The organism is Micromonospora sp. LOL_023, assembly GCF_048060115.1.
Lineage (GTDB): Bacteria > Actinomycetota > Actinomycetes > Mycobacteriales > Micromonosporaceae > Micromonospora_E.
This window is the reverse complement of the sequence record NZ_JBHMIM010000067.1, coordinates 1-25,294: the sequence shown is the minus strand read 5'-3', so window position 1 is coordinate 25,294 and position 25,294 is coordinate 1. Positions and strand designations below refer to the sequence as shown.

The following is a 25,294-nucleotide window of genomic DNA, read 5'->3' as shown; positions in this document are numbered from 1 at the left end:
TTCTGATGTCGTGCTACCCCTCCATGGTCGAAAGCGGCGCGTTTGTTTCGCCGGATCCGAATGCTGCAGTTCCGGGGTGGGTGCGTGACGCACCGCGTATTCCGGGAATTGTCCGGGTGTACTTCGATCATGATGCGTTGGGTGCGCTGAGCCTCATCGACACGCTGATGAGCAACCGGGCCACGCTCGACCGGTGGGTCGACAGTCCGAGTAGCGACGAGGTGCGGACCATGACCCGGGCCGCTGCCGAGGAGCGGACCGGGAAGCACCATCTCGACCTGGATCTGCCGGGACGGGTGGATCTGCTGGACCCCTCGGATGATCGAGTGCTGCCAATCGACGATCGCCATCGCATCGTGCCGGTTGATCAAGCTACTGGCGTGCGGATCGTGCCCAAGGTTCACCTCCTGGACGGCGATCCTGGTGTCCGGCGTCCGTCCGTGCTGCCATTCGATGGCCAGTTCCCCGGCCAGTTGCGTGTTCAGGGCGAGATGGTGCATCTCGGACTCCCTGCTGGCCTGGTGAACAATCGGTACCCGGATGTGTCCGTCATCCCGGTGTCGACGGGGCAGATGCGGACCGCGAGCGGTTATCCGGAGTTGCTGGGCCATCTCAACTCGTTGCCGGACGGTAGCCGAACCTCCGTGGAGGTCGTCTCTGCCGATGGCGCCGACACCTACCTGGCCATGGCAGTCGGTGGCCCCGACGGCCCAGCCCTGCTACAGGAATCGGGCGGCACGATCGGTACGGCGCTGCTGCCCCGTCAGTTCGCCGGCCTCCGACACGCGCCGCTGCCGTCCGCGGCGGAGCTGTCGCGGCCCCGGCGGCCGGGGATGGTGTTACGGGCTGGTGTTGATGGCGAGACCGTTCGGGGGCTGCTTGGTGAGCTGCGGGCCATCGCGTTGGAGCATGGTGGCCGGGTACGCGAGGCGTTGGTGCCATATGCGGACGAGCCGGCGTACGCCGATGCGATGGCCGGGTGGAACAGCTTCACGACCTCGCTGCTTTCCTACGACGGCTCGACCTTCGACCGCAGTGCTCACCCGGAACAGGTGTTCGGTGCCTATGAGAGTGTCCATGACAGGCTTGCGGGCCTGGACAAGCTCACCGCTCACCCCTTGCCGCCGATCGACGAGACGCTTCCAGCCGCCTACTTCGCACCCGTGGCGGCTGCTGACGTTGACAAGTCGGTGAATATCACTCAGTTCGATTGGCTGTTCAATCCCCGCATCACTGTTGATGCTAGGACTGTGGCCATCCATCAAAGGGACCTCACGTCGGGTCGCGAGGATCTTCTCGGATTCTTGACCCGGGTTCTGCATACCGCAGAAAGGGTGTTTGATGATTCGACTCCTCGTCGTCGGCGAAGTTCTGATAGTCAGGGTCGGATACGTATGTTTCAGAATGCGGTGAATGCTTATCGCATCCTTGCTCAGGGGCGCGCGAGCTACGATAATTTGGAAACGCGCGCAGAAAAGCGGTTTTTCAATGCGAACTATCGAAACTATTTGTCAATCTATGCGGATTTGGGATATCAGTTTGGAGTTCTGGCGGATTACGCGAGGGAGAATCCGGGGAGTGTTGCGGGGCGTGGGGATAGAGTTCGCCTAAATGAGCTTCCCGGGATGATGTATTTCGTGCATCATCTTCCGAGTGCTGAGGCGGAACTTTTCCGGGCGCGGAGGGTTGCGGCTCAAGCTGTTGCAGACCAGCAACGCCATCTTGTTGCACTAAACACCCGTCGCTATCACGATGTTCATCATGGTCAGGTCACCATGCGCCTCCAGGAGCGGAACCGGGATGAAACCGTGGTTCTTTCGCTAGATGATCCCGATCCGTCGAATGGTAGGGTCTATAGCGATGCGGAAAAGGAGAGGATCGACGACGCGCGAGTGGCTATTCTGGCGGAACGTTACAACGAGTGGACGTGTGGTCCTCTTGTGGCTGATGCGCTTGTTCGGTTGAATCAGTTGCTGGTTCCTGCTCCAGGAAGTCGCCGGGGTGATGTACTCTCTCAGATCGATTACGGTGAGTCTGACCATGATGCGGGCGTTTTTGATCACACTGCCGCCTATATCGGTCCTGCCTTCCAGCCTGAATCGGTCATTTACGACCCCTGGCCGAATGAGACGGCGATTACAAATGTGGCGGATGTGACCGTCCCGGGGGTGCATCGCTACGACCAGACTGGCGGTTACCGGGCTGACGGCTACGATTGGACTGAAGTCGCTCGGCGGTATATCGACTGGGGTCGGCTGAGTGAGCTGGACGAAGAACCTGCGGAGCATGAGATGGCCGATCCCCGAGACGTCTTCGATATCAATCACGCAAGTCTTGGGTACGCCCAGAACAACAACCTCCCCGCAGATCGCCTCGAGTTGTCAGGGTACGGCATGAGTGCGACCGCTGCCAGTCGCTATCAACCCGATCCCGCCAACTGGTCGGAGTCGTCGGAGGGGTGGGCGCGAAGGTATCCGCCTGATCCGATCGCACCGGAAGTGCCGGATGAGTCGAGTGACGACGACACGGCAAATGACCCCACCCTGCCGGTGCCTCGCTCGCCCAATCGTACACCTCAGTACGCGGCATACCCGATCGGCGAATACGCGTCCGTCGGCTACGGCTACGGTGCCGGACCGTCTACTGGTCTAAGCCAGACTAATAATTACGGATATGAGTCTCAGAACTGGGACGATGACGATCTGGTGACCTCGGACCGGGAGGATGAAATCGGCGGCCGCAACGGATCGAACTCCGGGCCACCGATATACATGGTAGCCGTAGATGATTCGGCAGGCTTCCGGCCCTCGTTGCCTGGTGCGGTCGGTGAGCTGACGTCGCGGTACGACGAATTGCAGGCGTTGATGCGGCGGGCCCGACCTGCGCTGGCCGATGCGCTGGATAGCACCGATACGCGGCCGCATTGGGAAACCCTGGATTCGGCTACGGTTCCGGCTGAGGTGCACCGCCAGTTACGTGATCTCGGTTTCGCCGCGACACGGCAGGTGTTCGCTGACCACGGGCTGCTGGTCGACCAGATTCTTGATCGGCTTGCTCCTGCTGTCACGGCGGACGACGCACCCGCCGCCGCGGCGTTGCAGGATCTTCGTGGCTGGCTGGGCGGGTCGGGTGCCGATGGGGGAACCGGGCTCGGCGGGTCCGGCCGACGGGGCGGGACGGTGCCGGAGGACGACTGGTGGCGCCTGTACATCGATCCGCTCCACCAGCAGCCGGCGCAGATGTGGCGTCCGGACAACCCTGGGCTGTACTACGACCACGATGAGGAGCCCGGATTCCGGGACAGCATGGTCGAGGCCTACCGCGACCATCTCTTCCCCGCCGCACCGATCGGCCAGATCGACTCGGGGCGATACCACGAGATGCACGCGGCGGTGGTGCGGCATCTGCCGGGCGGTGTGGACTGGACCGGCCAACCCAACCCGGACGGCGTACCGGACCCGAGCCTCTCGCCGGTGTACGGACCGCTCGCCGACTCCGTGCGGGAGCTGCGGATCGATGGGCGGCCGCTGGTGTCGACCGACCGGGCGGCGGATCCGATCGTCCTGTTGGACACGCGCCAGGAGCCGGTGTTCGTGCCGAACTACCCGGCGGACGAGGCACCGGGCCTGGTCGACCGGATCCTGACTGGACACTACGCGGCGATGGTGGCGGCGACGGAGCCGTTCGAGAAGCTCCGCACCATCAGCGCCACGATCGTCAGCCTGCACATCGGCCACTTCCACCCGGACGGCAACGCCCGGGTGAATATCGACCTGCTGCTGCATCGTCTGATGATCGACGCTGGCTTCGACCCGGTGATCTTCCCGGACATGAACCGGAGCTTCAGCGGTCACCGGGACATCGACTCGCTCGCCCGGAGCCTCGCCAACCGGCAGGGCCGTCCGCTCGCTGACCATCTGGACATGCACGACGGCCACCTGACCGACGCCGAGATGCCACCGCCTCCCCTGCACGCGGCGCTTGCGCCATGGACCGGTGATGAGACACCTGCACGATCCGCCCCGGCCTGGGTGTCCGACGGGTGGGGAAACCGCCCGGCAGCTGACTCCGACTCCGACTCGGACTCGGACTCCGGCCTGTTCGCGCAGCCGATGGATCGCCGAGTCGCCGCCGAGCCGGCCGCACTGTCGCTCACCGACTTCCTTTCCGGCGCGTCGCCCGTGTCCGAGACGTCGGCGCGGCCCGGGGCGTACGAGGTCTTCACGGCCGGCCTGCACCGGCCGGATCCGACAGCGCCGACGCTGTACTCCGCGACCGGCGCGGATCAGTCACGGGCCGGCTCGCTCGGACGGGACGTGGCAGAGTTGATCGATGCCGGTCTGGCGCAGGCGCTGGCGGCGACACCCGACGTGCCGGCCCTGCACCTGCCGGTGGCCGAACACGGCGGCAGGGCCATGGAGGCGGACGTCCGGTGGCTGAACCGCACGTTGGAGCTGTTCGCTCAGGCCGGGGTGCTGCCGGTGGTGGCGACCCGTGGTGCGATCGATGCGGACACCGCCCAGGTGCTGGACAGGTACGGCGCGGTGGCGTGGCATGCGGCCTCAGGGGACGGAGCGGATTCGGGTGGTGGCTTCCGGCTCCGTCGGCCGGGCTCTCGCGGTCGCACCGGGCAGCCGGGAGGGAGGTACGCCGAAATCGATGCGCAGGCGCACCAGTCTGCGGTCTCGCAGGCGCGGCCGGCCGTGGTGGACAGGGCGCCGGAGCCGGTTCTCGAAGTCCTGCTCGAGGAGAATCCGCAGCGCCAGCGGGACCTGATGAACGACCGGCCGGAGCTCGTCACGTCCGACGACTTCCTGGAGCGGGTCACCGGGATGGGCCAGCGGGTGCCGAACGTGCCCGCGGTGCGGCTGCTGCGGCCTGATGTCCGGCTGCGGCGTCTCGGCCTGCCGGACGCGGTGCACGGCTACATCGCCACACCCGCGATGGACAGACCGAACATCCTGTTGGAGACGGTCGGGCAGCTCCATGACCGTGGCGAGGACACCTCGGTGCTGGCCGAGATGGTGAACGCCGAGACCGCGGATGTCACCGACGGGACCGCGGGCGAGGTTCAGAACCGGGACTTCCTGGCGGATCTGCTGGACGCCCTCGACCAGGCGAAGGCCGGGGAGTTCACCGGTGCTCAGACGACGGACGGCGAGTTCGCCGGTGTGGAGGCGTTCGTCGACGCGAACCGGCATCGTCTGACCGACTCCGACACCAAGTACCGCATCCTCGATGCGCTCGGCACCTACCATCAGACCCGTTCGACCGATGCGGAGAAGGCGCAGGTGCAGGCCCTTCAGATTGCCGTGTCGAAGTGCCTGTGAGCAGACGCGGGGAGATTCTCGGCGGACCGTCCGCCGGGCGGCCACGCCGCCGGACGCTGAGAACGCCGGAGGCCGCCGCACCCCGGTTCGGCCGTACGGGACAATCGGTGACTGTGCCCGTACCAGATGAACCGCTCGCCGACCCCGCGACCGCCCGGCGGCGGCCCGCCGACGGTGACCCCGCCCGCGCGTCCGCCCTCGATCCGGTGATCGCCGCCCGACTGCGCCGTACCGCCGATGGCCTGGTCGCCGCCGTCGTGCAGCGGCACGGCACCGGCGAGGTACTGATGCTGGCGTGGATGGACGACGAGGCGCTGCACCGCACCCTCACCACCGGTCGGGCCACCTACTGGTCGCGCAGCCGGCAGGAATACTGGGTCAAGGGCGCAACGTCCGGGCACCACCAGTACGTGCGGTCGGTGCGGCTCGACTGCGACGGCGACGCGGTGCTGGTCGCGGTCGAGCAGGTCGGCGCCGCCTGCCACACCGGCGCCCCGAACTGCTTTTTCGACGAACTGCCGGTCACCGGCACCGCCGCGGAGGAGAGCTGATGACCACCGGCACGGTCAGCCCGGACGAGCAGGCGTTCCAGTCGTTGGCCCGGCAACGTCGGGTGGTGCCGGTTGTCCGGCGGCTGCTCGCCGACGGTGAGACGCCGGTCGGGGTGTACCGCAAGCTCGCCGGTGGCCCGGGCACCTTCCTGCTGGAATCCGCCGAGCAGGGTGCCGGTTCGCCCGGCACCGCCTGGTCGCGGTACTCCTTCATCGGGGTACGCAGCGCGGCGACGTTGACCGAGTCCGGTGGCAGCGCGCGGTGGCTGGGCGACCCGCCGGCCGGGCTGCCCGTCGACGGTGACCCGGTGCGGGTGTTGCGGGCCACCGTCGACGCGCTGACCGCGCCCCGGCCCACCGGCGGCGTGCCCGGCGGGCTGCCGCCGTTGACCGGTGGCCTGGTCGGCTACCTCAGCTACGACTTCGTCCGCCGGCTGGAACGGCTTCCCGAACTCACCGAGGACGAGTTGGGGCTGCCGGAGTTCGGGCTGATGCTCGCCACCGATCTGGTGGTGCTCGACCACTTCGACGGTTCGGCGATCCTGGTCGCCAACGCGGTGCTGCCGGAGGCCGCCGAGGACGCGACCGTCGCGGCCGCGTACCACCACGCGATCGGCCGGCTCGACGCGATGACGACGGCGCTGTCCCGGCCGAACCCGCCGATGGTGTCCATGCTGGACGCACCGACGGTCGCGGCAGCCGGCCAGGTGCGCAGCCGCACCGCACCCGGCGCGTACCCCAAGGCGGTCGAGGAGGCCAAGGAGGCGATCCGGGCCGGCGAATGCTTCCAGATCGTGCTGGCCCAACGCTTCGAACGGGACACCAGCGCCGACCCGCTGGACGTCTACCGGGTGCTGCGGGCGACCAATCCCAGCCCGTACATGTATCTGTTGCGGTTCGACGACTTCGACGTGGTCGGCTCGTCGCCGGAGGCGCATCTGAAGGTCACCGTCACCGACGGCGGTGCCCGCCGGGCGATGCTGCATCCGATCGCCGGCACCCGACGCCGGGGCGCCACTACCGAACAGGACGCGGCGCTCGCCGCCGAGCTACTCGCCGACCCGAAGGAACGCGCAGAGCACGTCATGCTGGTCGACCTGGGCCGCAACGACCTCGGTCGGGTCTGCCGCCCGGGAACCGTCGAGGTGCCCGAGTTCGCTACGGTCGAGCGGTACAGCCACGTCATGCACATCGTGTCGACCGTGGTCGGGGAACTGGGCGAGGCGTACACCGCATTCGACGCGTTGGCCGCGACCTTCCCCGCCGGTACGTTGTCCGGCGCTCCCAAGGTACGGGCGATGGAGATCATCGAGGAGTTGGAGCCGACCCGACGGGGGATCTACGGCGGGACCGTCGGCTATTTCGGGTTCGGCGGCGATCTCGACATGGCGATCGCGATTCGTACCGCGGTCATACGGGCCGGCCGGGCCTACGTGCAGGCGGGGGCGGGCATCGTGGCGGACTCGGATCCGGCGGCCGAGGAGCGGGAAACCCAGAGCAAGGCGGCCGCCGTCCTGGTCGCGATCGCTGCCGCCGAGACGCTGCGTCCGGCCCGGTGAGCGGCCCGGTGGGCTCGGCGGCTGGCCGGGGGTCCGGCGCGGCGGCTGGCCGGGGGTCCGGTCCGGTCGCCGGCGCGGGTCGGGAAATGGCCGGCGTGGTCGCCGCCTGTCTGGCCGGTGCGGCGGGAGTCTGGTATTCCGCAAGCCGGGCCTGGGCGGTCGAGGTGACCGACCGACCGGACCCGCTGCCCGACATCGAGGTGCTGCGGACCGGGGCCCAGGAACTGCCGTGGCTGCCGGCGCTGGCGCTGGTCGGGCTGGCCGGTGCCGGTGCGGTGCTGGCGACCCGGGGCACGCCCCGCCGGCTGGTCGGTGGGTTGCTCGCGGTAGTCGGGATGGTGCTCGCCGGCAGCGGGCTGGCGGTGCTCACCGGCGTGCTGCCGCTGGCCGGATCGGCGACGGCCGCGACGTCGACCCCGGCGGGCTGGCCGGCGCTGGCGGTGCTGGCAGCGGCGCTGCTGCTGGCCGGCGGGGCCGTGACAGCGGTGCGGTCAGGTGGCTGGCCGGCGATGGGCGCCCGTTACGAACGCCCGGCGACGGCGGCCCGTCGCGGCAGGCCCGCCGAACCCACCGCCGCCGCGGATACGGTCGGGTCGTCCGCGACGGTGGGGCGGCGATCGACCCTCGACGCGTGGAGCGCCTTCGACCGGGGCGAGGACCCGACCGCCGACGACGGTCCACCCAGTGGGCGGCCGAAGGACTGAGCGCTCCGCGGTGCCGGGCCGGCTGGCTAGCTGGCTGTCGTGCTCGCGCGGGGTTCCCGCCGGCCCGCTGCCGCCTCGGTCACGTCGTCGGTGGCGAGTGCCGCCACCAACCGACGGATCTCGTCGCGCTGGCGGGCGCGGGCCCGGTCGGCGCAGATCGCCTCCCAGGCGTTGCCGCGGGCGGTGCGGATCCGGTGGTCGCCGATCATCGCGCGCTCCATCGAGTGCACCACCTCCGCGGCGAGCGAGACCACGGCACGGGGGATGGCGATCAGGTCGACGGTCGCGTCGCGTCGACTGGTGCTCATGGCGTCGTGTCCAGTGCTCATGGCGTCCCCCAGGGTGGTTGCGCGGCCGGTGGCTACCGTCGATCAGTCTGCCCGAACACCATCCTGGCCGCGGGCTGTTTCACGGCGGTGACCCGCACATCAACTATCGCCTCGTCGCGTTGGTAACGCCCGTACCGGCGGTGTTGATCTGCGACACAGCCGCCGACGGCGCCGGGCCGGCACGATAAGATCAACGTCGATGGGGCCCGGTGGTCTCGCCGGCGTGGGTGGTTCGGGTCGATTCGCAGGTACGGTGCGTGATTTCGTTCTCACGAAAGGTTGGGCATTATGCCCCAGGCCAAATCGTGAGGCGCGCCATACCCCCGGCTCCGGCTACCCGGCGCCGCCGCCTAGCATCGGGCGCATGACACCCGGAGAGGGGAGTCCGTTGGTGACTGCTGACCAGGACGACAGCACGGGGCTGACGGTGCCGGCGCTCGGCGTACTCGATGAGATTCTTGCCGGTGTCCGCGCCGACCTCCAGCGCCGAGAGGCGCTGGTCTCGTTGAGCCGGATCCGTGAGCTCGCCGCCGCCGCGCCGCCGCCGATCGACGCATGCGCGGCGCTACGAAAGCCCGGGGTCGGGGTGATCGCCGAGGTCAAGCGGTCGTCCCCGTCGAAGGGGGCGTTGGCCGACATCCCCGACCCGGCGGTCCTGGCGTCCGAGTACGCCGCCGGTGGGGCCCGCTGCATCAGCGTGCTCACCGAAGGCCAGTGGTTCGGTGGCTCGCTGGACGATCTCACGGCGGTGCGGGCCGCGGTCGACGTGCCCGTGCTGCGCAAGGACTTCATCGTCTCCAGCTACCAGGTGCACGAGGCCCGGGCCCACGGAGCCGACCTGGTGCTGCTGATGGTGGTGGCGTTGGAGCAGAACGTGCTGGTCGGGTTGCTGGAGCGGATCGAGTCGCTCGGCATGACGGCGCTGGTGGAGGTGCACACCGAGGAGGAGGCCGACCGGGCCCTGGAGGCAGGGGCCCAGGTCATCGGGGTCAACGCCCGGGACTTGCGGACCCTGGAAGTGGACCGCTCGGTCTTCGAACGGATCGCGCCGGGCCTGCCCAACAACATCGTCAAGATTGCCGAGTCGGGGGTGCGGGGGCCGCACGACCTGATCCGGTACGCGTCGGCGGGTGCCGACGCGGTCCTGGTCGGGGAGGGTCTGGTGACCCAGAAGAGTCCCCGGGACGCGGTCGCCGAGCTGGTCAACGCCGGCAACCACCCGGCGACCCCGAGGCCGGTCCGGTGAGCGCCCCGGTGAGCGCCACCGCCGGTCCCGGCGAACTGCCCGTCGGCGCGACCGGCGAGCTGCCCGTCGGCGCGACCGGCGAGCTGCCCGACGGCGCCGGGCACTTCGGCCGCTACGGTGGCCGGTTCGTCCCGGAGGCGCTGGTCGCCGCCCTCGACGAGCTGGACGCGGCGTACCGGCAGGCGATGGCCGACGACGGCTTCCGGGCCGACTTCGCCCGGCTGCTGCGTGACTACGCCGGCACCCCGTCGCTGCTGTACCGCGCCGAACGGCTCTCCGCGAAGGTCGGCGCGACGGTGCTGCTCAAGCGCGAGGACCTCAACCACACCGGCGCGCACAAGGTGCGCAACGTGCTCGGTCAGGCGTTGCTGACCCGCCGAATGGGCAAGCCACGGATCATCGCAGAGACCGGCGCAGGCCAGCACGGGGTGGCCAGCGCCACCGCCGCCGCGCTGCTCGACCTGGAGTGCGTGGTCTACATGGGTGAGGTGGACACCGAGCGGCAGGCACTCAACGTGGCCCGGATGCGGATGCTGGGCGCCACCGTCGTGCCGGTCACCAACGGCTCCCGCACCCTCAAGGACGCCCTGAACGAGGCGCTGCGCGACTGGGTGGCCAGCGTCGACCACACCCACTACCTGATCGGCACCGCCGCCGGGCCGCATCCGTTCCCGGCGATGGTGCGCGACTTCGTCCGGGGCATCGGCGACGAGGCCCGGGCGCAGTGCCTGGACACCCTCGGTGGTCTGCCCGACGCGGTGGCAGCCTGCGTCGGCGGCGGATCCAACGCGATCGGAATCTTCCACGCCTTCGTCGGCGACGAGCAGGTCCGGCTGTACGGCTTCGAGGCCGGCGGGGACGGAGTGGCCACCGGCCGGCACGCGGCCAGCATCACCGGCGGCACGTCCGGGGTGCTGCACGGGGCCCGCACCTACCTGCTGCAGGACGCCGACGGGCAGACCCTCGACTCGCACTCGATCTCGGCCGGCCTGGACTACCCGGCGGTCGGGCCGGAGCACGCCTGGCTGCATGACACCGGCCGGGCCCGTTACCTGCCGGTCACCGACGCCGAAGCGATGGCGGCGTTCCAACTGCTCTGCCGCACCGAGGGGATCATCCCGGCGATCGAGAGCGCACACGCCCTCGCCGGGATGATCAAGATCATCCCGGAGTTGGCCGCCGAGCTGGGCCGCGAGCCGACCATCGTGGTCAACCTTTCCGGCCGGGGTGACAAGGACGTACACACCGCCGGCGCCTACTTCGGCATCCTCGACGGGCAGGGCGAATGAGCATCACGGTCGCGTTCGACAAGGCGCGCGCCGACGGCCGCGCCGTACTGATCGGCTGCATGCCGGCGGGCTTCCCCACGGTCGACGACAGCATCACCGCGATGCGGGCGATGGTCGAGGCCGGCGTGGACGTCATCGAGGTCGAGCTGCCGTACTCCGATCCGGTGATGGACGGTCCCGTCATCCAGCGGGCCAGTGACATCGCCCTGGCCGGCGGGGTACGCACCGCCGACGCGCTGCGGATCATCGAGGCGGTCGCCGCCACCGGCGCCCCGGTGGTCACCATGACCTACTGGAACCCGATCGAGCGGTACGGCGTCGACGCGTTCGCCCGGGACCTGGCCGCCGCCGGCGGCACCGGGCTGATCACCCCCGACCTGATCCCGGACGAGGCCGACGAGTGGTTGGTCGCCTCCGACGCGTACGGCCTGGACCGGACCTTCCTGGTTTCCCCGTCGTCGACCGACGCCCGGTTGGCGATGACCGTGCGGCACTGCCGGGGCTTCGTCTACGCCACGGCGCTGATGGGCGTCACCGGTGCCCGGACGCAGACCTCCGGCGCCGCGCCGACGCTGGTCGGTCGGCTGCGCGAGGTCACCGACCTGCCGGTCGGTGTCGGCCTCGGCGTCGGCAACGGCGCCCAGGCCGCCGAGGTCGGCTCCTTCGCCGACGGGGTGATCGTCGGCAGCGCGCTGGTTCGTTGCCTGCTCGACGCGCCGGACCGGCAGGCCGGGTTGGCCGCGTTGCGCCGGCTCAGCGGCGAGCTCGCGGCCGGGGTGCGGGCCGTCACCCGCTGACCTACGACGGTCGGGTGGCCGAGACACGCGATTGTCCACCCGCCCAGGGTGCCGGGTAGGCGCGTCGCGACGGTAGCGTGTGCATCCGTGAACATCGCCGCGATCCCCAGCCCGGCCACCGCGGTCTGGCAGCTTGGTCCTTTGCCCATCCGGGCGTACGCGCTCTGCATCGTGCTCGGCATCGTGGTGGCCTGCGCGGTCACCGAGTACCGGCTCCGTCAGCGGGGCGTGCGGCCGTGGGCGGTGCTCGACATCGCCATCTGGGCGGTGCCGTTCGGTATCGTCGGTGCCCGGCTCTACCACGTGATCAGCTCACCGCAGGACTACTTCGGTTCCGGTGGCAACCCGATCGCCGCCCTCTACATCTGGCAGGGCGGCCTGGGTATCTGGGGCGCGGTCGCCGGTGGTGCCGTCGGTGCCTGGCTGGCCACCCGTCAGCTGGGCCTGCCGCTGAACGTGGTCGCCGACGCGCTCGCGCCGGGTCTGCCGCTGGCACAGGCGGTGGGCCGGCTCGGCAACTGGTTCAACAACGAGCTGTACGGCGGCCCGACGACGCTGCCGTGGGGCCTGGAGATTCACCAGATGGACCGGGAGAACGCCGGGCGGGCGCTGCGGGACCCGGAGGGCAACCCGGTGCTGGAGCCGGGGCTGTACCACCCGACGTTCCTGTACGAGCTGATCTGGAACGTCGGCGTCGCGGGCCTGGTGATCCTGGCCGAGCGGCGGTGGAAGCTCGGCGCCGGGCGGGCGTTCGCGGTGTACGTGATGGGCTACACCGCAGGCCGGTTCTGGATCGAGATGATGCGCACCGACCCGGCGAACGAGATCCTCGGTGCACGGCTCAACGTGTGGACCTCGGTGCTGGTGTTCCTCGGTGCCCTGATCTACCTGGTGCGGGTCCGTGGCCCACAGCAGTTCCTCATCCCGCTGGACGCCGACGGCAAGCCGTTCCCGCCCGACGGGCTGCCCGGCACCGCCGCCGCTGGCGAGCCGGCCGGCGGGGAGCAGCCGACCGGCGGCGTCTCGCAGGTCGACGTGTCGGGTAAGGCGAAGGCGGCCGCCGAGATGGCCGCCGGGTATCAGGTCGTCAGCGAGGAAGAGTTCCAGGAGTATCAGCGCACCGGAGGTGCCCCGCCCCTGGAGGATCAGCGCACCGGTGCCTCATCGCGGTCCGTTGAGGCGAAGTCCGACCCGGTGGAGCCGGCCGAGGCCGAGGCCGACCCGGTGTCGGTCGACGCCGACTCGGCAGAGCCGGCTACCGCCGATGCCGACTCGGCAGAGCCGGCTACCGCCGATGCCGACTCGGCAGAGCCGGCTACCGCCGACGCCGACGCCGACGCCGCGTCGGCCGGCCGGGGTGACACGAAGACCGACCGCTGACCAACGGGCCGGCGGGAGGACCGACCGATCCGGGTCAACTGCTGGCCTTTGGTGTTCATTAGTGCTCATTGGTGAGCTGGAGTGACAGGGTGAACTTGAAGGAGTGGGCAGCGGCCACTGGCATCTCGTATGCGACCGCGCGGCGGCGCTACGAGTCCGGCACGCTGCCCATCCCGACGTACCGCCTCGGCCGTCTGATCATGCTCGGCGTGGACGACGTGGTCACCGAGGTCGGCTCCGCGCTCAACGGGCACCGCGGGAAGTTCCTCGCCCTGCTGCGTGACCCGGCCGTGTCGACGATCGTGGTCGAGCACCGGGACCGGTTCACCCGCTTCGGCGCCGAATGCGTCGAAGCCGCCCTGACCGCGCAGGGGCGCCGTCTGCCGGTGGTCGACCACGCCGACGTCGACGACGACCTGGTCAGCGACGTGACGGAGATTCTGACCAGCATGTGTGCCCGACTCTACGGGCGCCGCACTGCTGCGGACCGTGCCCGCCGGGCGGTCGAGGCCGCCACCGGGGACAGTCCGACGTGAAGGCGATCCAGGCCTACCGGTTCGCCCTGGACCTGACCCCCGGCCAGCACCGCGATGTGCTCACGTACGCGGGGGCGGCCCGCGTCGCACACAACCCGCGTCATCTGGTCGCCGCCCGCCAGCGCATGCACGCCCTCGGCCGGGCATTGTCGCGTAAGAGCGGCCCGGACCGGCGCGCCAGCCGCTGGCCGTCGAACCGCTGGAAACGCGCTGCGGGCCGACTCGGCAAGCGCACGTCAGGGTGGCTCACCACCCGGCTCGCCACCACCCATGGCACGGTCGTGCCCGAGCGCAACGCCGCCGGGAGTGGCCCGGTGGCAGGACGTGGAGCCGACCAGAGAACCCGTGTACACGGGCAGGTGGCTGTGAAGCGTCAACCCGGCACGGCGTTGGTCGGTCAGACCGGGACCGTCCTACCGTAAGGCAGGACGACCAATCGTGTGCCCACCAAAGCGCACTGGAAGGTAGCGGAGTCGGGCGATGCGTACAGCCGTCGTGGTAGGTGCCGGTATCGGCGGGCTCGCCGCCGCCGGTGGGTTGGCCCGTACCGGTTGGCAGGTGACGCTGCTGGAGCGCGAGGACCGGGTCCGTTCCGACGGCACCGCCCTGGTGCTCTGGCCGAACGGGCTGCGCGCGTTGCGGGCTCTCGGGCTGGGCGAGGGCCTCGACGCGATCGCCACCGCCGTGGCGCATACCGGGGTGCGCCGCCCGGACGGGCAGTGGTTGGTGCAGCCGCGCCCGCAACCGGGTGAGCGGGCGCCGGTGGTGGTGCACCGCGAGGATCTGCACGACGCGTTGATCGCCGGGCTCGGCGAGCAGGTGGAGATCCGTACCGGCGTGTCGGTGCGTGGTCTGCGCCCGGTGTCGGGCGACCGGCCGGCGGTGACCACCGGGCGGGGTGCCATCGAGGCCGACCTGGTGGTCGCCGCCGACGGCACCCAGAGCGTGCTGCGTCCGGTGTTGGCACCGGGCAGCACCGTGATCAGTTCCGGCTGTGCCGCCTGGCGGGCGGTGGTCCCCTGGTACCGGGCGCCGCAACTGCCACCGGAGCAGATCTCCGGCGAGGTGCTCGGGGCCGGCTACCGGTTCGTCTCGGCCTCGCTGGGGGAGCGGGGTTCGGCAGGTGGGTCCAGCCGGGGCGGCATCTACTGGGTCGCGACGGCGGTGGGCGCGTCGCGTCCGGAGTCGCCCGCGACGCAGTTGACCTTGTTGCGGCGTTGGTTCGCGGGCTGGCCGAGCCCGGTGGGGGAGTTGCTGGCCGCGACCGAGCCCGGCGACGTGGTCCAGCAGGAGGTCCGCGACTTGCGGCCACTACCGCGGGCGTACGGGTTCCCGGCCGGCCCGGGTGGGGTGGTGCTGCTCGGCGACGCGGCGCACACCATGCCGCACCACCTCGGTCAGGGTGCCTGCCTGGCGTTCGAGGACGCGGCGACGCTGTGCGCGTTGGTCCGTGACGCGGTGCCGGGGCCGCAGTTGACCGCGGCGATCGAGACCTACAGCCGGTTGCGGCGGCCACGGGCGGTGGCGATGGCGCGCCAGACCCGCCGGGTGGCGGCGGTGCTGCAGGCGCGTGGCCGGTTGGCGTTGCGGGCCAGGAACGCCACGTTGGGCACGATCAGTCCCCGGCTGATGGGCCGTGTCGCGGCGACCGCCGCCCAGTGGAACCCACCCCCGCCCTGACCCCCGCCCCGCCCTCCGCCCCGCCCGCCCTCCGCCCGCCGCCCGCCCGCGACGATCTTGCAGTTATCGACAGGATTTGTCCAGATTGTCCGTCGATAAGTGCAAGATCGTCGAAATGAACGGGGGCTGGGGGGTGTCAGGGGGTGGCGATGCAGGCGGTGCCGATCCGGCGGAATCCGAGCCGGTGGTAGAGCACCGCGATGTCGTCGTCGCCGGCGGCCAGGAACACCAGGTCGACGCCGTCGGCGAGGGCGCGGCGGGCCAGGGTGTCGGTGATCGCCGAGGCGAGTCCACGTCGGCGGGCCTGGGGCAGTGTGCCCACGCCGACGATCTCGGCCACGTCGTCGACCCGGTTGAGCGAGCCGACCGCCGCCGCGCTCACCGCTGTGAGCCCAGCTGAGGTCAGGTCGGCGGCGGCCGGGGTGGGGTGGTCGGCCAGCGCGATGCGGCGGACGCCGAAGCTGATCGCCAGGCGCTCCTGTGCCACCAGGCTCTCCGGTACCAGATCCACACCGGGCGGGTCTGCTGGGGCCGATGGTGCGGTTGTCGGCTCCTGTTGCGAACGCGTTACCCCACTATCGACAGTGGGAAATGTCACTGTAACAAGCTCGGGGGTCGCTGCGCCGACGGTCGGCAGGGCGGCGGCCGAGTCGGTGGGCGCGGCGGACAGTGGTCCGGACAGCGGGGCGAAGGCGGCCCGCGCCACGATGAACCAGGCCGCCAGGTCGGCCACGAACCCGGGCGAATCCGGATCGAGCAGGCGTACGTGCAGGTCGGCGAAGTGCGCCGCGGGTGGCAGTGCGTCGGGGTCGAGCACCATCAGCGGTGCCTGCTGCACGTGCAGCCCGGCCGATCTCGCGACGGCGAGCAGGTCCGGATGGATCTCGTGGATCCATTCGAACGACTCGGGAAGCCCCAGTTCGCGCTGTCGAGCGCGTACGGTGGTGATGTCCGCCGCAGCTGGCGCTGCGGCGGCGCCTCGGCGGGGGCGGGCGTAGAACGGCCAGCCACCCGCCTCCTTCCTCACGAAAAGTACATACTCGCCCAGCTCTTCGGGGTGGGCGGCAGCACGCGGTACGGCATCGCAGAACCGGTCCAGCCGATCGAGGAGTGCGTTCTCCTGGGTTGCCACCTTGTGAGACTACACGTCCCATACTGTGGACGTGTGATCAATTCGCACTGGTGATGTCCGGTGGCCCCTCACGTAGACTCAATAAACTCTCCAGGGCCGACGTCGTCCCGAATCTGTTCAGCGCGAGTGACGACAGGAGGCCCGGTGGTTCTTCCGTACCCGCAGGGACCGCACCCTTGCCCGCCGCAGGCATCCCGGCCGCCGGCGCAGGGTCTCTACGACCCGGCCAACGAACATGACGCGTGCGGCGTCGCCTTCGTGGCGGATCTGCACGGCCGCCGCTCGCACGGCGTGGTGGCCAAGGGCCTGGCCGCGCTGTGCCGGCTCGACCACCGCGGGGCCCGGGGTGCGGAGCAGAACACCGGCGACGGCGCCGGCATCATGATCCAGGTCCCGGACGAGTTCCTGCGGGCGGTCGTCGACTTCACGCTGCCACCCGCCGGGCAGTACGCCACCGGTCTGGTCTTCCTACCCACCGACCCCGCCGACGAGTCCCGGGTACGCCGGATCGTCGAGAAGTACGCCCTGGTAGAGGGGGCCGACGTGCTCGGCTGGCGCGACGTGCCGGTCGAGCCGGACGGACTCGGCGAGACCGCCGACGCCGCCCGCCCCCGGATCGGGCAGCTCTTCCTGGCCGCCCACCGGCTCACCGACTCCGCCGCCGGCGCGGCCGGCACCCCGCTGACCGGGATCGACCTGGACCGGGTGGCGTTCTGCGTCCGCAAGCAGGCCGAGCGGGAGAGCGCCGAACGCGGCGTCCCGGCGTACTTCCCGTCGCTGTCCGGGCGCACCATGGTCTACAAGGGCATGCTCACCCCCGACCAGCTGCCGGCGTTCTACCCGGACCTGCGCGACGATCGGGTCGCCAGCGCGATCGCCCTGGTGCACTCCCGCTTCTCCACCAACACGTTCCCGTCGTGGCCGCTGTCGCACCCGTACCGGTTCATCGCGCACAACGGCGAGATCAACACGATCCGGGGCAACAAGAACTGGATGAACGCCCGCGAGGCGCTGCTGGCCTCCCCGGCGATCCCCGGCAACATCCGCCGGCTCTTCCCGGTCTGCACCCCGCAGGCCTCCGACTCGGCGAACTTCGACGAGGTCCTCGAACTGCTGCACCTGGCCGGGCGCAGCCTGCCGCACGCCGTACTGATGATGATCCCGGAGGCCTGGGAGAACGACCCCGGGATGGACCCGGCGCGGCGCGCCTTCTACCGTTTCCACGCCAGCCTGATGGAGCCCTGGGACGGCCCGGCCTCGGTCGCCTTCACCGACGGCGAGGTCGTCGGCGCGGTGCTGGACCGCAACGGCCTGCGTCCCGGCCGCTGGTGGCGCACCAGCGACGGACTGGTGGTGCTGGGCAGCGAGGCCGGCGTGCTCGACCTCGACCCGGCGACCGTGGTCGCCAAGGGTCGGCTGCGGCCCGGCCGGATGTTCCTGGTCGACACCGCCGCCGGGCGCATCGTCACCGACGGGGAGATCAAGGCCGAGCTGGCCGCCGCCCAGCCGTACGCCGACTGGCTGCACGCCGGCCTGATCGACCTGCAGGACCTGCCCCCGCGTGACCACATCGTCTACGCGCACGACTCGGTGCAGCGCCGCCAGCAGACCTTTGGCTACACCGAGGAGGAGCTCAAGATCCTGATCGCACCGATGGCCCGCAAGGGCATCGAGCCGCTCGGGTCGATGGGCACCGACACCCCGATCTCGCCGCTGTCCACCCGGCCACGGTTGCTCTTCGACTACTTTCACCAGCTGTTCGCCCAGGTCACCAACCCGCCGCTGGACGCGATCCGGGAAGAGATGGTGACCAGCCTGCAGGCCACCATCGGCCCGGAGGGCAATCTGCTCGACCCGGGGCCGGCCTCCTGCCGGCAGATCGTGCTGCCGTACCCGGTGATCGACAACGAGGAGCTGGCCAAGATCCTCTCGGTGGACGAGGACGGCGACCTGCCCGGCTTCAAGGCCGTACGGGTCTCCGGGCTCTACCCGCTGCGCGACGGCGCCGAGGGCATCAAGGCCCGACTCACCCAGATCTGCCGGCACGTCTCCGAGGCCATCGAGGACGGCGTACGCATCTTCGTGCTCTCCGACCGCGACTCGACCCTCGACCTGGCGCCGATCCCGTCGCTGCTGCTCACCGCCGCCGTGCACCAGCACCTGGTCCGCGAGCAGACCCGCACCCAGGTGGCGCTGGTCGTCGAGTCCGGCGACTGCCGAGAGGTGCACCACGCCGCCGTGCTGATCGGCTACGGCGCCGCCGCGGTCAACCCGTACCTGGCCTTCGAGTCGGTCGAGGACCTGATCGCCACCGGCGCGTTGCCCGGCATCGAGTCCACCGTCGCCATCCGTAACTACGTCAAGGCGCTCGGCAAGGGCGTTTTGAAGATCATGTCGAAGATGGGCATCTCGACGGTCTCCTCCTACTGCGGGGCCCAGGTCTTCGAAGCCGTCGGCCTGGACAAGGCGGTCGTCGAGCGCTACTTCGCCGGCACCCCGGGCACCGTCGGCGGCGTCGGCCTCGCCGGCATCCACACCGAGGTCGCCGCCCGGCACGCCCGCGCGTACCCGTCGAACAGCGCCGAACGCTCACACCGGCGCCTCGACGTCGGCGGCGAGTACCAGTGGCGGCGCGAAGGCGAGCTGCATCTGTTCAACCCGGAGACGGTGTTCCTGCTGCAGCACGCCACCCGCTCCGGGCAGTACGACGTGTTCCGCCGCTACACGGCCACCGTCGACGACCTGGCCGCCCGCGCCGGCTCGCTGCGCGGGCTGTTCACCCTGCGCGCCGGGGTCCGCGAGCCGATCCCGCTCGACGAGGTCGAGCCGGCCAGTGAGATCGTCAAACGCTTCTCCACCGGCGCCATGTCCTACGGGTCGATCTCCGCCGAGGCACACGAGACCCTCGCCATCGCGATGAACCGCCTCGGCGGGCGGTCCAACACCGGCGAAGGCGGCGAGGACGTCGAACGCCTCTACGACCCGGCCCGGCGCTCGGCGGTCAAGCAGATCGCCTCCGGCAGGTTCGGCGTCACCAGCGAATACCTGGTCAACGCCGACGACCTGCAGATCAAGATGGCCCAGGGCGCCAAGCCGGGCGAGGGTGGCCAGCTGCCCGGCAACAAGGTGTGGCCGTGGATCGCCAAGACCCGCCACGCCACCCCCGGCGTCGGGCTGATCTCCCCGCCGCCGCACCACGACATCTACTCGATCGAGGACCTCGCCCAGCTGGTGCACGACCTCAAGTGCGTCAACCCGGCCGCCCGGGTGCACGTCAAACTGGTCAGCGAGATCGGCGTCGGCACCGTCGCCGCCGGGGTCGCCAAGCTCAAGGCCGACGTCATCCTGATCTCCGGGCACGACGGTGGCACCGGCGCGTCCCCGCTGAACTCGCTCAAGCACGCCGGCACCCCCTGGGAGCTGGGTTTGGCCGAGGCGCAGCAGACGCTGCTGCTCAACAAGCTGCGCGACCGGGTCACCGTCCAGGTCGACGGTCAGCTCAAGACCGGCCGCGACGTGCTGATCGCGGCCCTGCTCGGTGCCGAGGAGTACGGCTTCGCCACTGCCCCGCTGATCGTCGAGGGCTGCGTGATGATGCGGGTCTGCCACCTGGACACCTGCCCGGTCGGCATCGCCACCCAGAACCCGGTGCTGCGGGAACGCTTCACCGGCAAGCCGGAGTTCGTGGAGAACTTCTTCCTGTTCCTCGCCGAGGAGGTCCGCGGCTACCTGGCCGAGCTCGGGTTCCGCAGCATCGACGAGGCGATCGGCCGGGCCGACCTGCTCGACACCGCCCCGGCGCTGGACCACTGGAAAGCCAAGGGCCTGGACCTGTCGGCGGTGCTGCACGTGCCGACCCTGCCCGCAGGGGCGTCGCTGCGCGGCATTCGCCCACAGGACCACGGCCTCGACAAGGCGCTGGACAACGAGCTGATCGTGCTCGCCACGCCGGCGCTGACCGACCGGACCCCGGTCAAGGCATCGGTGGCGGTACGCAACGAGCACCGCAGCGTCGGCGCGATGCTCGGCGGCGAGGTGACCCGGCGGGCCGGCGGGGCCGGGCTGCCCGAGGACACCATCGAATTCACCCTCACTGGCACCGCCGGGCAGTCCTTCGGCGCGTTCCTGCCGCGCGGGGTGACGCTGCGGCTGTACGGCGACGCCAACGACTACGTCGGCAAGGGCCTGTCCGGCGGCCGGCTGATCGTCCGCCCGGACGCGGCGGCGCCGTTCGCCGCCCCCGGTGGCACCGGCGCCGAGGAGCAGATCATCGCCGGCAACACCATCCTGTACGGGGCGACCGCCGGTGAGCTGTTCCTGCGCGGTCGGGTCGGCGAGCGGTTCGGGGTGCGTAACTCGGGCGCGGTCACCGTCGTCGAGGGCGTCGGCGACCACGGCTGCGAATACATGACCGGCGGTACGGTCGTGGTGCTCGGCCCCACCGGGCGCAACTTCGCCGCCGGCATGTCCGGCGGTACGGCGTACCTGTGGCGGTTGGACGAGCGGCTGGTCAACCGGGAGCTGGTGGATCTGGAGCCGGTGTCGGCGCAGGCCGAGCCGATGCTGCGCGAGCTGGTCGAGCGGCACTACGCCGAGACCGACTCGACGGTGGCCGAGGCGCTGCTCAAGCGCTGGCCGGAGGCGGTGGAGGAGTTCGCCGTCGTGGTCCCGCGCGACTACAAGCGGGTGATGGAAGCGATGAGGGCCGCCGAAGCTGCCGGCCGTGACGTGGATGAGGCCGTCATGGAGGTGGCTCGTGCCTGACCCGACCGGTTTTCTGCGATTCGACCGGCGGCTGCCGCAGCGTCGCCCGGTGCCGGTGCGGATCATGGACTGGCGGGAGGTCTATCCGCCGGCCACCGACGAACTGATCCGTGAGCAGGCGACCCGCTGCATGGACTGCGGCATCCCGTTCTGCCACGACGGTTGCCCGCTGGGCAACCGGATTCCGGACTGGAACGACCTGGTCCGTACGGGTGGTTGGGCGGCGGCGATCGAGTCGCTGCACGCCACCAACAACTTCCCGGAGTTCACCGGGCGGCTCTGCCCGGCACCGTGCGAGGCGGCCTGCGTGCTTGGCATCGCCGGTGGCGCGCCGGTCACCATCAAGCAGGTCGAGGTGGAGATCATCAACCGGGCGGTCGGCACTGGGCTGATCACTCCGCAGGTGGTGCCGGAGCCGTCGGGTAAGCGGGTCGCGGTGGTCGGCTCCGGGCCGGCCGGGCTCGCCGCCGCGCAGCAGTTGGCGCGGGCCGGGCACGCGGTGACCGTCTTCGAGCGCGACGACGCCATCGGCGGGCTGATGCGCTACGGCATCCCGGACTTCAAGCTGGAGAAGGAGCATATCGACCTGCGGCTGGCCCAGCTGGCGGCCGAGGGCGTCCAGTTCCGCACCGGGGTCGACGTCGGCGTCGACGTGACCGCCGAGCAGTTGCGGGGCGACCACGACGCGGTGCTGCTGGCCTGCGGCGCGCTGGCCGGCCGGGACACTCCGGCGACACCGGGCCGGGCGCTGCGCGGGGTGCACCTGGCGATGGAGCACCTGGTCGAGTCGAACAAGGTGGTGGCCGCGGCGACGGCGCGGGCCCGGGCGGCCGAGGCCGCCGGCGTGGTGGCCGTCGAGCCGCCGTCCGACGCCGGCTCGTCACACGTGGACGGCGTACCGGTGGGGCAGCCGGCGATCGACGCGGCCGGCAAGTATGTCGTGATCATCGGCGGTGGTGACACCGCCGCCGACTGCCTCGGGGTGGCGCACCGCCAGGGCGCGGCCGGGGTGTACCAGCTGGACCTCTATCCGGAACCGCCGGGCGTGCGCGACGAGTCGCGGGATCCGTGGCCGACCTGGCCGTGGGTGCTGCGTGACTACCCGGCGCACGAGGAGGGCGGCGACCGGGTCTTCGCGGTCGCCGTGCAGGAGTTCGTCGACGACGGCACCGGCGCGGTGAAGGCGGTCCGCATCGTCGAGGTGACGGTGGCCAAGGTCGACGGAGAGCGGATCCTGACCGTGGTGCCGGGGTCGGAGCGGGAATTGCCGGCGGATCTGGTGTTGCTGGCGATCGGCTTCGAGGGCACCGAGGAGCAGCCGTTGCTGGAGCAGCTGCGGCTGGTCCGTAATCGGCGGGGCGCGATCGACTCCGACGCTGGCTGGCAGACCGCCACCAAGGGGGTCTTCGTCGCCGGGGACATGCACCGGGGGGCGTCGCTGATCGTGTGGGCGATCGCCGAGGGACGGGCGGCTGCGGCCGCGATCCATTCGTACCTGGGTGGGGTAGGGGAGCTGCCCGGTCCAGTGACCCCGACGATGCAACCACTCGCCGCCCGCTGACCCGTCTCCCCACCTCCCACCTCCCACCTCCCACCTCCACGACGATCTTGCACTTATCGAGAGCTTTTGCCTGAATTGTCCGTCGATAAGTGCAAGATCGTCGTGATCTTGGTGGTGGTGGGGCTCTTTCGGGGATGCAGATGTTTCGATAGCATTACCAGCTAGTAACAACCGTTGCTCCCCACGGCCACGCGCGCGGCCACGAGGATCCCCCCCATCCTTCGTGAGGTCCGTCCATGACCCTCCGTCCCCTGGCCCGCGCCGCCCTCGCGCTGGCCGTCATCGTCGGCGCCTTCGGGCTCGCCGCAACCCCTGCCCAGGCCGCACCGGCTGTGCACTACGTCGCCCTCGGTGACTCGTACTCCTCCGGAGTCGGTGCCGGCCCCTACCAGTCGACCTGCCTGCGCAGCAACCGCTCCTACGCCGCACTCTGGGCGGCCGCCAACTCGCCGGCCAGCTTCCGCTTCGTCGCCTGCGGCGGCGCGGTCACCGCCGATGTGCTCGACAGCCAACTGTCGGCACTGGACGCCAGTACCACGATGGTCACCGTCACCATCGGCGGCAACGATGCCGGTTTCGTCGACGTGGTGCTCAACTGCCGGCTGGGCAGCGAGTCCGCCTGCGCCACCACCGTCGACCGGGCCGAGCGGTTCGCCACCAACGAGCTGCCCGGTCGACTCGACGCCACTTACGCCGCCATCAAGCAGCGGGCGCCCAACGCCCAGCTGATCGTGCTCGGCTACCCACGGCTGTTCGAGGAGCCCCGCTACTGCGGACTGCTCGCCATCAGCCTGACCAAGCGCGCCATCATCAACGACGCGGCTGATCTGCTCGCCGACGTCACCGCCGCCAGGGCCGCCGCCGCCGGGGCGACCTTCGTGGACACCCGGAGACAGTTCGCCGGGCACGGGGTCTGCGGTGCCACGCCGTGGATCAACGACTTCTCTGCGCTGATCGGCGCGTACCACCCGAACGTCGCCGGCTATCGCGACGGCTACCTGGCCGCACTCAACACGGTTACCGGCTGACGGTTCCGCCTACCTGGCGGTCCGGTCCCCGACCGCACCACGGGGACCGGACCGCTGGCCACCGCCGGTCGTCCGTCGTCAGGTGGGTGCCCGGTCCCGGTCGGCATCGTCGCCGGAGTCCGGCCGTTGCTGAGGACGCAGCGCCCGACGCGCCGGCCAGGGTACCGAAGACGACGACCGTGACGAACTGCCCGATCGCCAGGAGCGGGAACGACATTCCGAGGACGCTGAGCGGCTTGTCGAGCCGATCGACGAACCGGCGCAACGTCTCGTCCCGCTCCGTACCGCCGCACCGGCACCACTGCAAGCTGCGGAGTGTCGACCACGCCAGCCAGGGCACCCGCTTGCATGCGCCCGATCTGCGTAGGTAAATGCACATTGAGTTTGAATATCGTCGACGATAAGATCGTTACGGGGACATTCATCGATGAAGTGGCGGCGCCCGGAGTCCGGTCGTCCGCTCGGTAAGGAGCACAATCTTGCGTCTCCGTAACCTCATGACCGTGGTCGCGACGGCACTCGTCGGCGCGGTCATCAGTCCGGCGACAGTCGCCGCCGCACCGCAGCAGATCATCGGCGGCGAGACCGTCTCGTCGGCACCCTGGGCGGCCGCCGTCATCAGTGACGGCTCGTTCCGATGCTCCGGCTCGATCATCGCCTCCCGCTGGGTGCTCACGGCCGAGCACTGTATGAAGGGCTCGTTGTCGGTGCGGGTTGGTAGCGTCTACCACGCCACCGGTGGACAGGTCAGCGCCGTCAGCGCCACGTACTTCCGCTACGGATATGACGTTGGGCTGCTGTATCTCAGCACACCGATCGTCACCACGTACGTCACGCTCGCCGACAGCGTCCCGCCGATCGGCTCGACGAACACCATCTACGGCTGGGGTCGGACGTGCATGAACTGCGACGTGTCGGCACAGCTCAAGACGGCCTCGGTGCAGGTCCTGTCGGTCCGCGGCCGGGATGCGTACGAGGGGCCGGCGATCCGTAGTACCGGGTTGACCGGCATCGCCTGGCAGGGCGACTCGGGCGGCCCGCAATTCTACAACGGACAACAGGTCGGGGTCTGCTCGAATTCGAACGGGACGACATCCCAGAACTACGCCTCGGTCGCGGCCAGCCGAGACTGGATAACCTCGGTCACTGGAGTCTGACCACACTACGGTTGTTCGGTCCCCGGTCGCATCCGGGGACCGGACAACCGTAGGATCCGGCTGTAGTCGCCGAGGAAACCGACGTACAGCCGCTTCTCTACAGTGTCAGGGGCCGGGTATCGCCCTAGGTGCCTCGGACTGATCGGGGGGAGCCATGGAGCGGGCCTTCTCGGCCAGGTTACTGAGCCTTTGCGAGTAACGGTTCGCGACTGGGTGTAGTGCCGGTACTCGGCTCAGGTGGTTCGGTTGTG

General features: G+C 70.2%; 17 protein-coding genes. 15 read left to right on the top strand and 2 right to left on the bottom strand.

The features are described 5' to 3' along the window. Positions 1-5 precede the first annotated feature (5 nt). From ACFHVL_RS26870 to ACFHVL_RS26855, 4 genes are all read left to right on the top strand, one after another. Entirely contained in the window at positions 6-5,330 is a 5,325-nt protein-coding gene (locus ACFHVL_RS26870; protein WP_416631218.1) for a hypothetical protein, read from the top strand. Positions 5,331-5,443: 113 nt separating this feature from the next. Then, positions 5,444-5,881 (top strand): phosphoribosyl-AMP cyclohydrolase, encoded by a 438-nt coding sequence (gene hisI, locus ACFHVL_RS26865; RefSeq protein ID WP_416631217.1) that lies wholly within the window; start codon positions 5,444-5,446, stop codon positions 5,879-5,881. Further along, the gene (locus ACFHVL_RS26860; protein WP_416631216.1) at positions 5,881-7,440 is read left to right on the top strand and encodes an anthranilate synthase component I; all 1,560 of its coding nucleotides are present in this window, start codon (positions 5,881-5,883) and stop codon (positions 7,438-7,440) included. Before hisI ends, ACFHVL_RS26860 begins: the two co-directional genes overlap by 1 nt. After that, entirely contained in the window at positions 7,437-8,144 is a 708-nt protein-coding gene (locus ACFHVL_RS26855) for a Trp biosynthesis-associated membrane protein (protein ID WP_416631215.1), read from the top strand. Before ACFHVL_RS26860 ends, ACFHVL_RS26855 begins: the two co-directional genes overlap by 4 nt. A 26-nt stretch (positions 8,145-8,170) precedes the next feature. Here the strand turns inward: ACFHVL_RS26855 and ACFHVL_RS26850 are convergent, their stop codons facing one another. Beyond that, the gene (locus ACFHVL_RS26850; protein WP_416631225.1) at positions 8,171-8,452 is read right to left on the bottom strand and encodes a hypothetical protein; all 282 of its coding nucleotides are present in this window, start codon (positions 8,450-8,452) and stop codon (positions 8,171-8,173) included. A gap of 448 nt (positions 8,453-8,900) precedes the next feature. Here ACFHVL_RS26850 and trpC point away from each other — a divergent pair, with 448 nt between their 5' ends. The 7 genes from trpC to ACFHVL_RS26815 all read left to right on the top strand — a co-directional run bounded on the left by trpC (position 8,901) and on the right by ACFHVL_RS26815 (position 15,401). Further along, a complete protein-coding gene (trpC, locus tag ACFHVL_RS26845) occupies positions 8,901-9,719 on the top strand; it encodes an indole-3-glycerol phosphate synthase TrpC (RefSeq protein WP_416631224.1) in 819 nt (272 codons plus the stop codon). Positions 9,720-9,778: 59 nt separating this feature from the next. Beyond that, entirely contained in the window at positions 9,779-11,008 is a 1,230-nt protein-coding gene (gene trpB, locus ACFHVL_RS26840; protein WP_416631223.1) for a tryptophan synthase subunit beta, read from the top strand. Beyond that, positions 11,005-11,805, top strand: coding sequence for a tryptophan synthase subunit alpha (gene trpA, locus ACFHVL_RS26835; protein WP_416631214.1), 801 nt, complete (start codon positions 11,005-11,007; stop codon positions 11,803-11,805). The genes trpB and trpA overlap by 4 nt, the downstream gene beginning before the upstream one ends. A 48-nt stretch (positions 11,806-11,853) precedes the next feature. Further along, positions 11,854-13,185 (top strand): prolipoprotein diacylglyceryl transferase, encoded by a 1,332-nt coding sequence (lgt, locus tag ACFHVL_RS26830; RefSeq protein ID WP_416631213.1) that lies wholly within the window; start codon positions 11,854-11,856, stop codon positions 13,183-13,185. An 89-nt stretch (positions 13,186-13,274) separates the two neighbouring features. Beyond that, positions 13,275-13,721 carry an IS607 family transposase gene (locus tag ACFHVL_RS26825; RefSeq protein ID WP_416631212.1) on the top strand — a complete coding sequence of 149 codons (447 nt, stop codon included), beginning with the start codon at positions 13,275-13,277 and terminating at the stop codon, positions 13,719-13,721. Then, positions 13,718-14,143: a hypothetical protein gene (locus ACFHVL_RS26820; RefSeq protein ID WP_416631211.1), complete on the top strand. Its 426-nt coding sequence runs from the start codon at positions 13,718-13,720 to the stop codon at positions 14,141-14,143. Before ACFHVL_RS26825 ends, ACFHVL_RS26820 begins: the two co-directional genes overlap by 4 nt. Before the next feature lie 58 nt (positions 14,144-14,201). After that, entirely contained in the window at positions 14,202-15,401 is a 1,200-nt protein-coding gene (locus ACFHVL_RS26815) for an FAD-dependent oxidoreductase (RefSeq protein ID WP_416631210.1), read from the top strand. Between the two features lie 136 nt (positions 15,402-15,537). On the opposite strand, the gene ACFHVL_RS26810 is transcribed toward ACFHVL_RS26815, so the two are convergent. Next, entirely contained in the window at positions 15,538-16,533 is a 996-nt protein-coding gene (locus tag ACFHVL_RS26810; RefSeq protein WP_416631209.1) for a GNAT family N-acetyltransferase, read from the bottom strand. 144 nt (positions 16,534-16,677) lie between these two features. Between ACFHVL_RS26810 and gltB the strand changes: the two genes are divergently transcribed. From gltB to ACFHVL_RS26790, 4 genes are all read left to right on the top strand, one after another. Beyond that, a complete protein-coding gene (gene gltB / locus ACFHVL_RS26805; protein WP_416631208.1) occupies positions 16,678-21,297 on the top strand; it encodes a glutamate synthase large subunit in 4,620 nt (1,539 codons plus the stop codon). Further along, on the top strand, positions 21,290-22,858 hold the full coding sequence (locus ACFHVL_RS26800) for a glutamate synthase subunit beta (RefSeq protein WP_416631207.1): 1,569 nt from the start codon (positions 21,290-21,292) through the stop codon (positions 22,856-22,858). The genes gltB and ACFHVL_RS26800 overlap by 8 nt, the downstream gene beginning before the upstream one ends. A 236-nt stretch (positions 22,859-23,094) precedes the next feature. Then, a complete protein-coding gene (locus ACFHVL_RS26795; protein ID WP_416631206.1) occupies positions 23,095-23,886 on the top strand; it encodes an SGNH/GDSL hydrolase family protein in 792 nt (263 codons plus the stop codon). A 479-nt stretch (positions 23,887-24,365) separates the two neighbouring features. After that, positions 24,366-25,043, top strand: coding sequence for a S1 family peptidase (locus ACFHVL_RS26790; RefSeq protein ID WP_416631205.1), 678 nt, complete (start codon positions 24,366-24,368; stop codon positions 25,041-25,043). Positions 25,044-25,294 lie beyond the last annotated feature (251 nt).

What these genes read in the sequence shown, in the direction of transcription:
- ACFHVL_RS26795 (WP_416631206.1), top strand. Translation starts at nt 23,095, where the DNA reads ATGACCCTCCGTCCCCTGGCCCGCGCCGCCCTCGCGCTGGCCGTCATC.
- trpA (WP_416631214.1), top strand. Translation starts at nt 11,005, where the DNA reads ATGAGCATCACGGTCGCGTTCGACAAGGCGCGCGCCGACGGCCGCGCC.
- ACFHVL_RS26870 (WP_416631218.1), top strand. Translation starts at nt 6, where the DNA reads ATGTCGTGCTACCCCTCCATGGTCGAAAGCGGCGCGTTTGTTTCGCCG.
- ACFHVL_RS26815 (WP_416631210.1), top strand. Translation starts at nt 14,202, where the DNA reads ATGCGTACAGCCGTCGTGGTAGGTGCCGGTATCGGCGGGCTCGCCGCC.
- ACFHVL_RS26850 (WP_416631225.1), bottom strand. Translation starts at nt 8,452, where the DNA reads ATGAGCACCAGTCGACGCGACGCGACCGTCGACCTGATCGCCATCCCC.
- ACFHVL_RS26860 (WP_416631216.1), top strand. Translation starts at nt 5,881, where the DNA reads ATGACCACCGGCACGGTCAGCCCGGACGAGCAGGCGTTCCAGTCGTTG.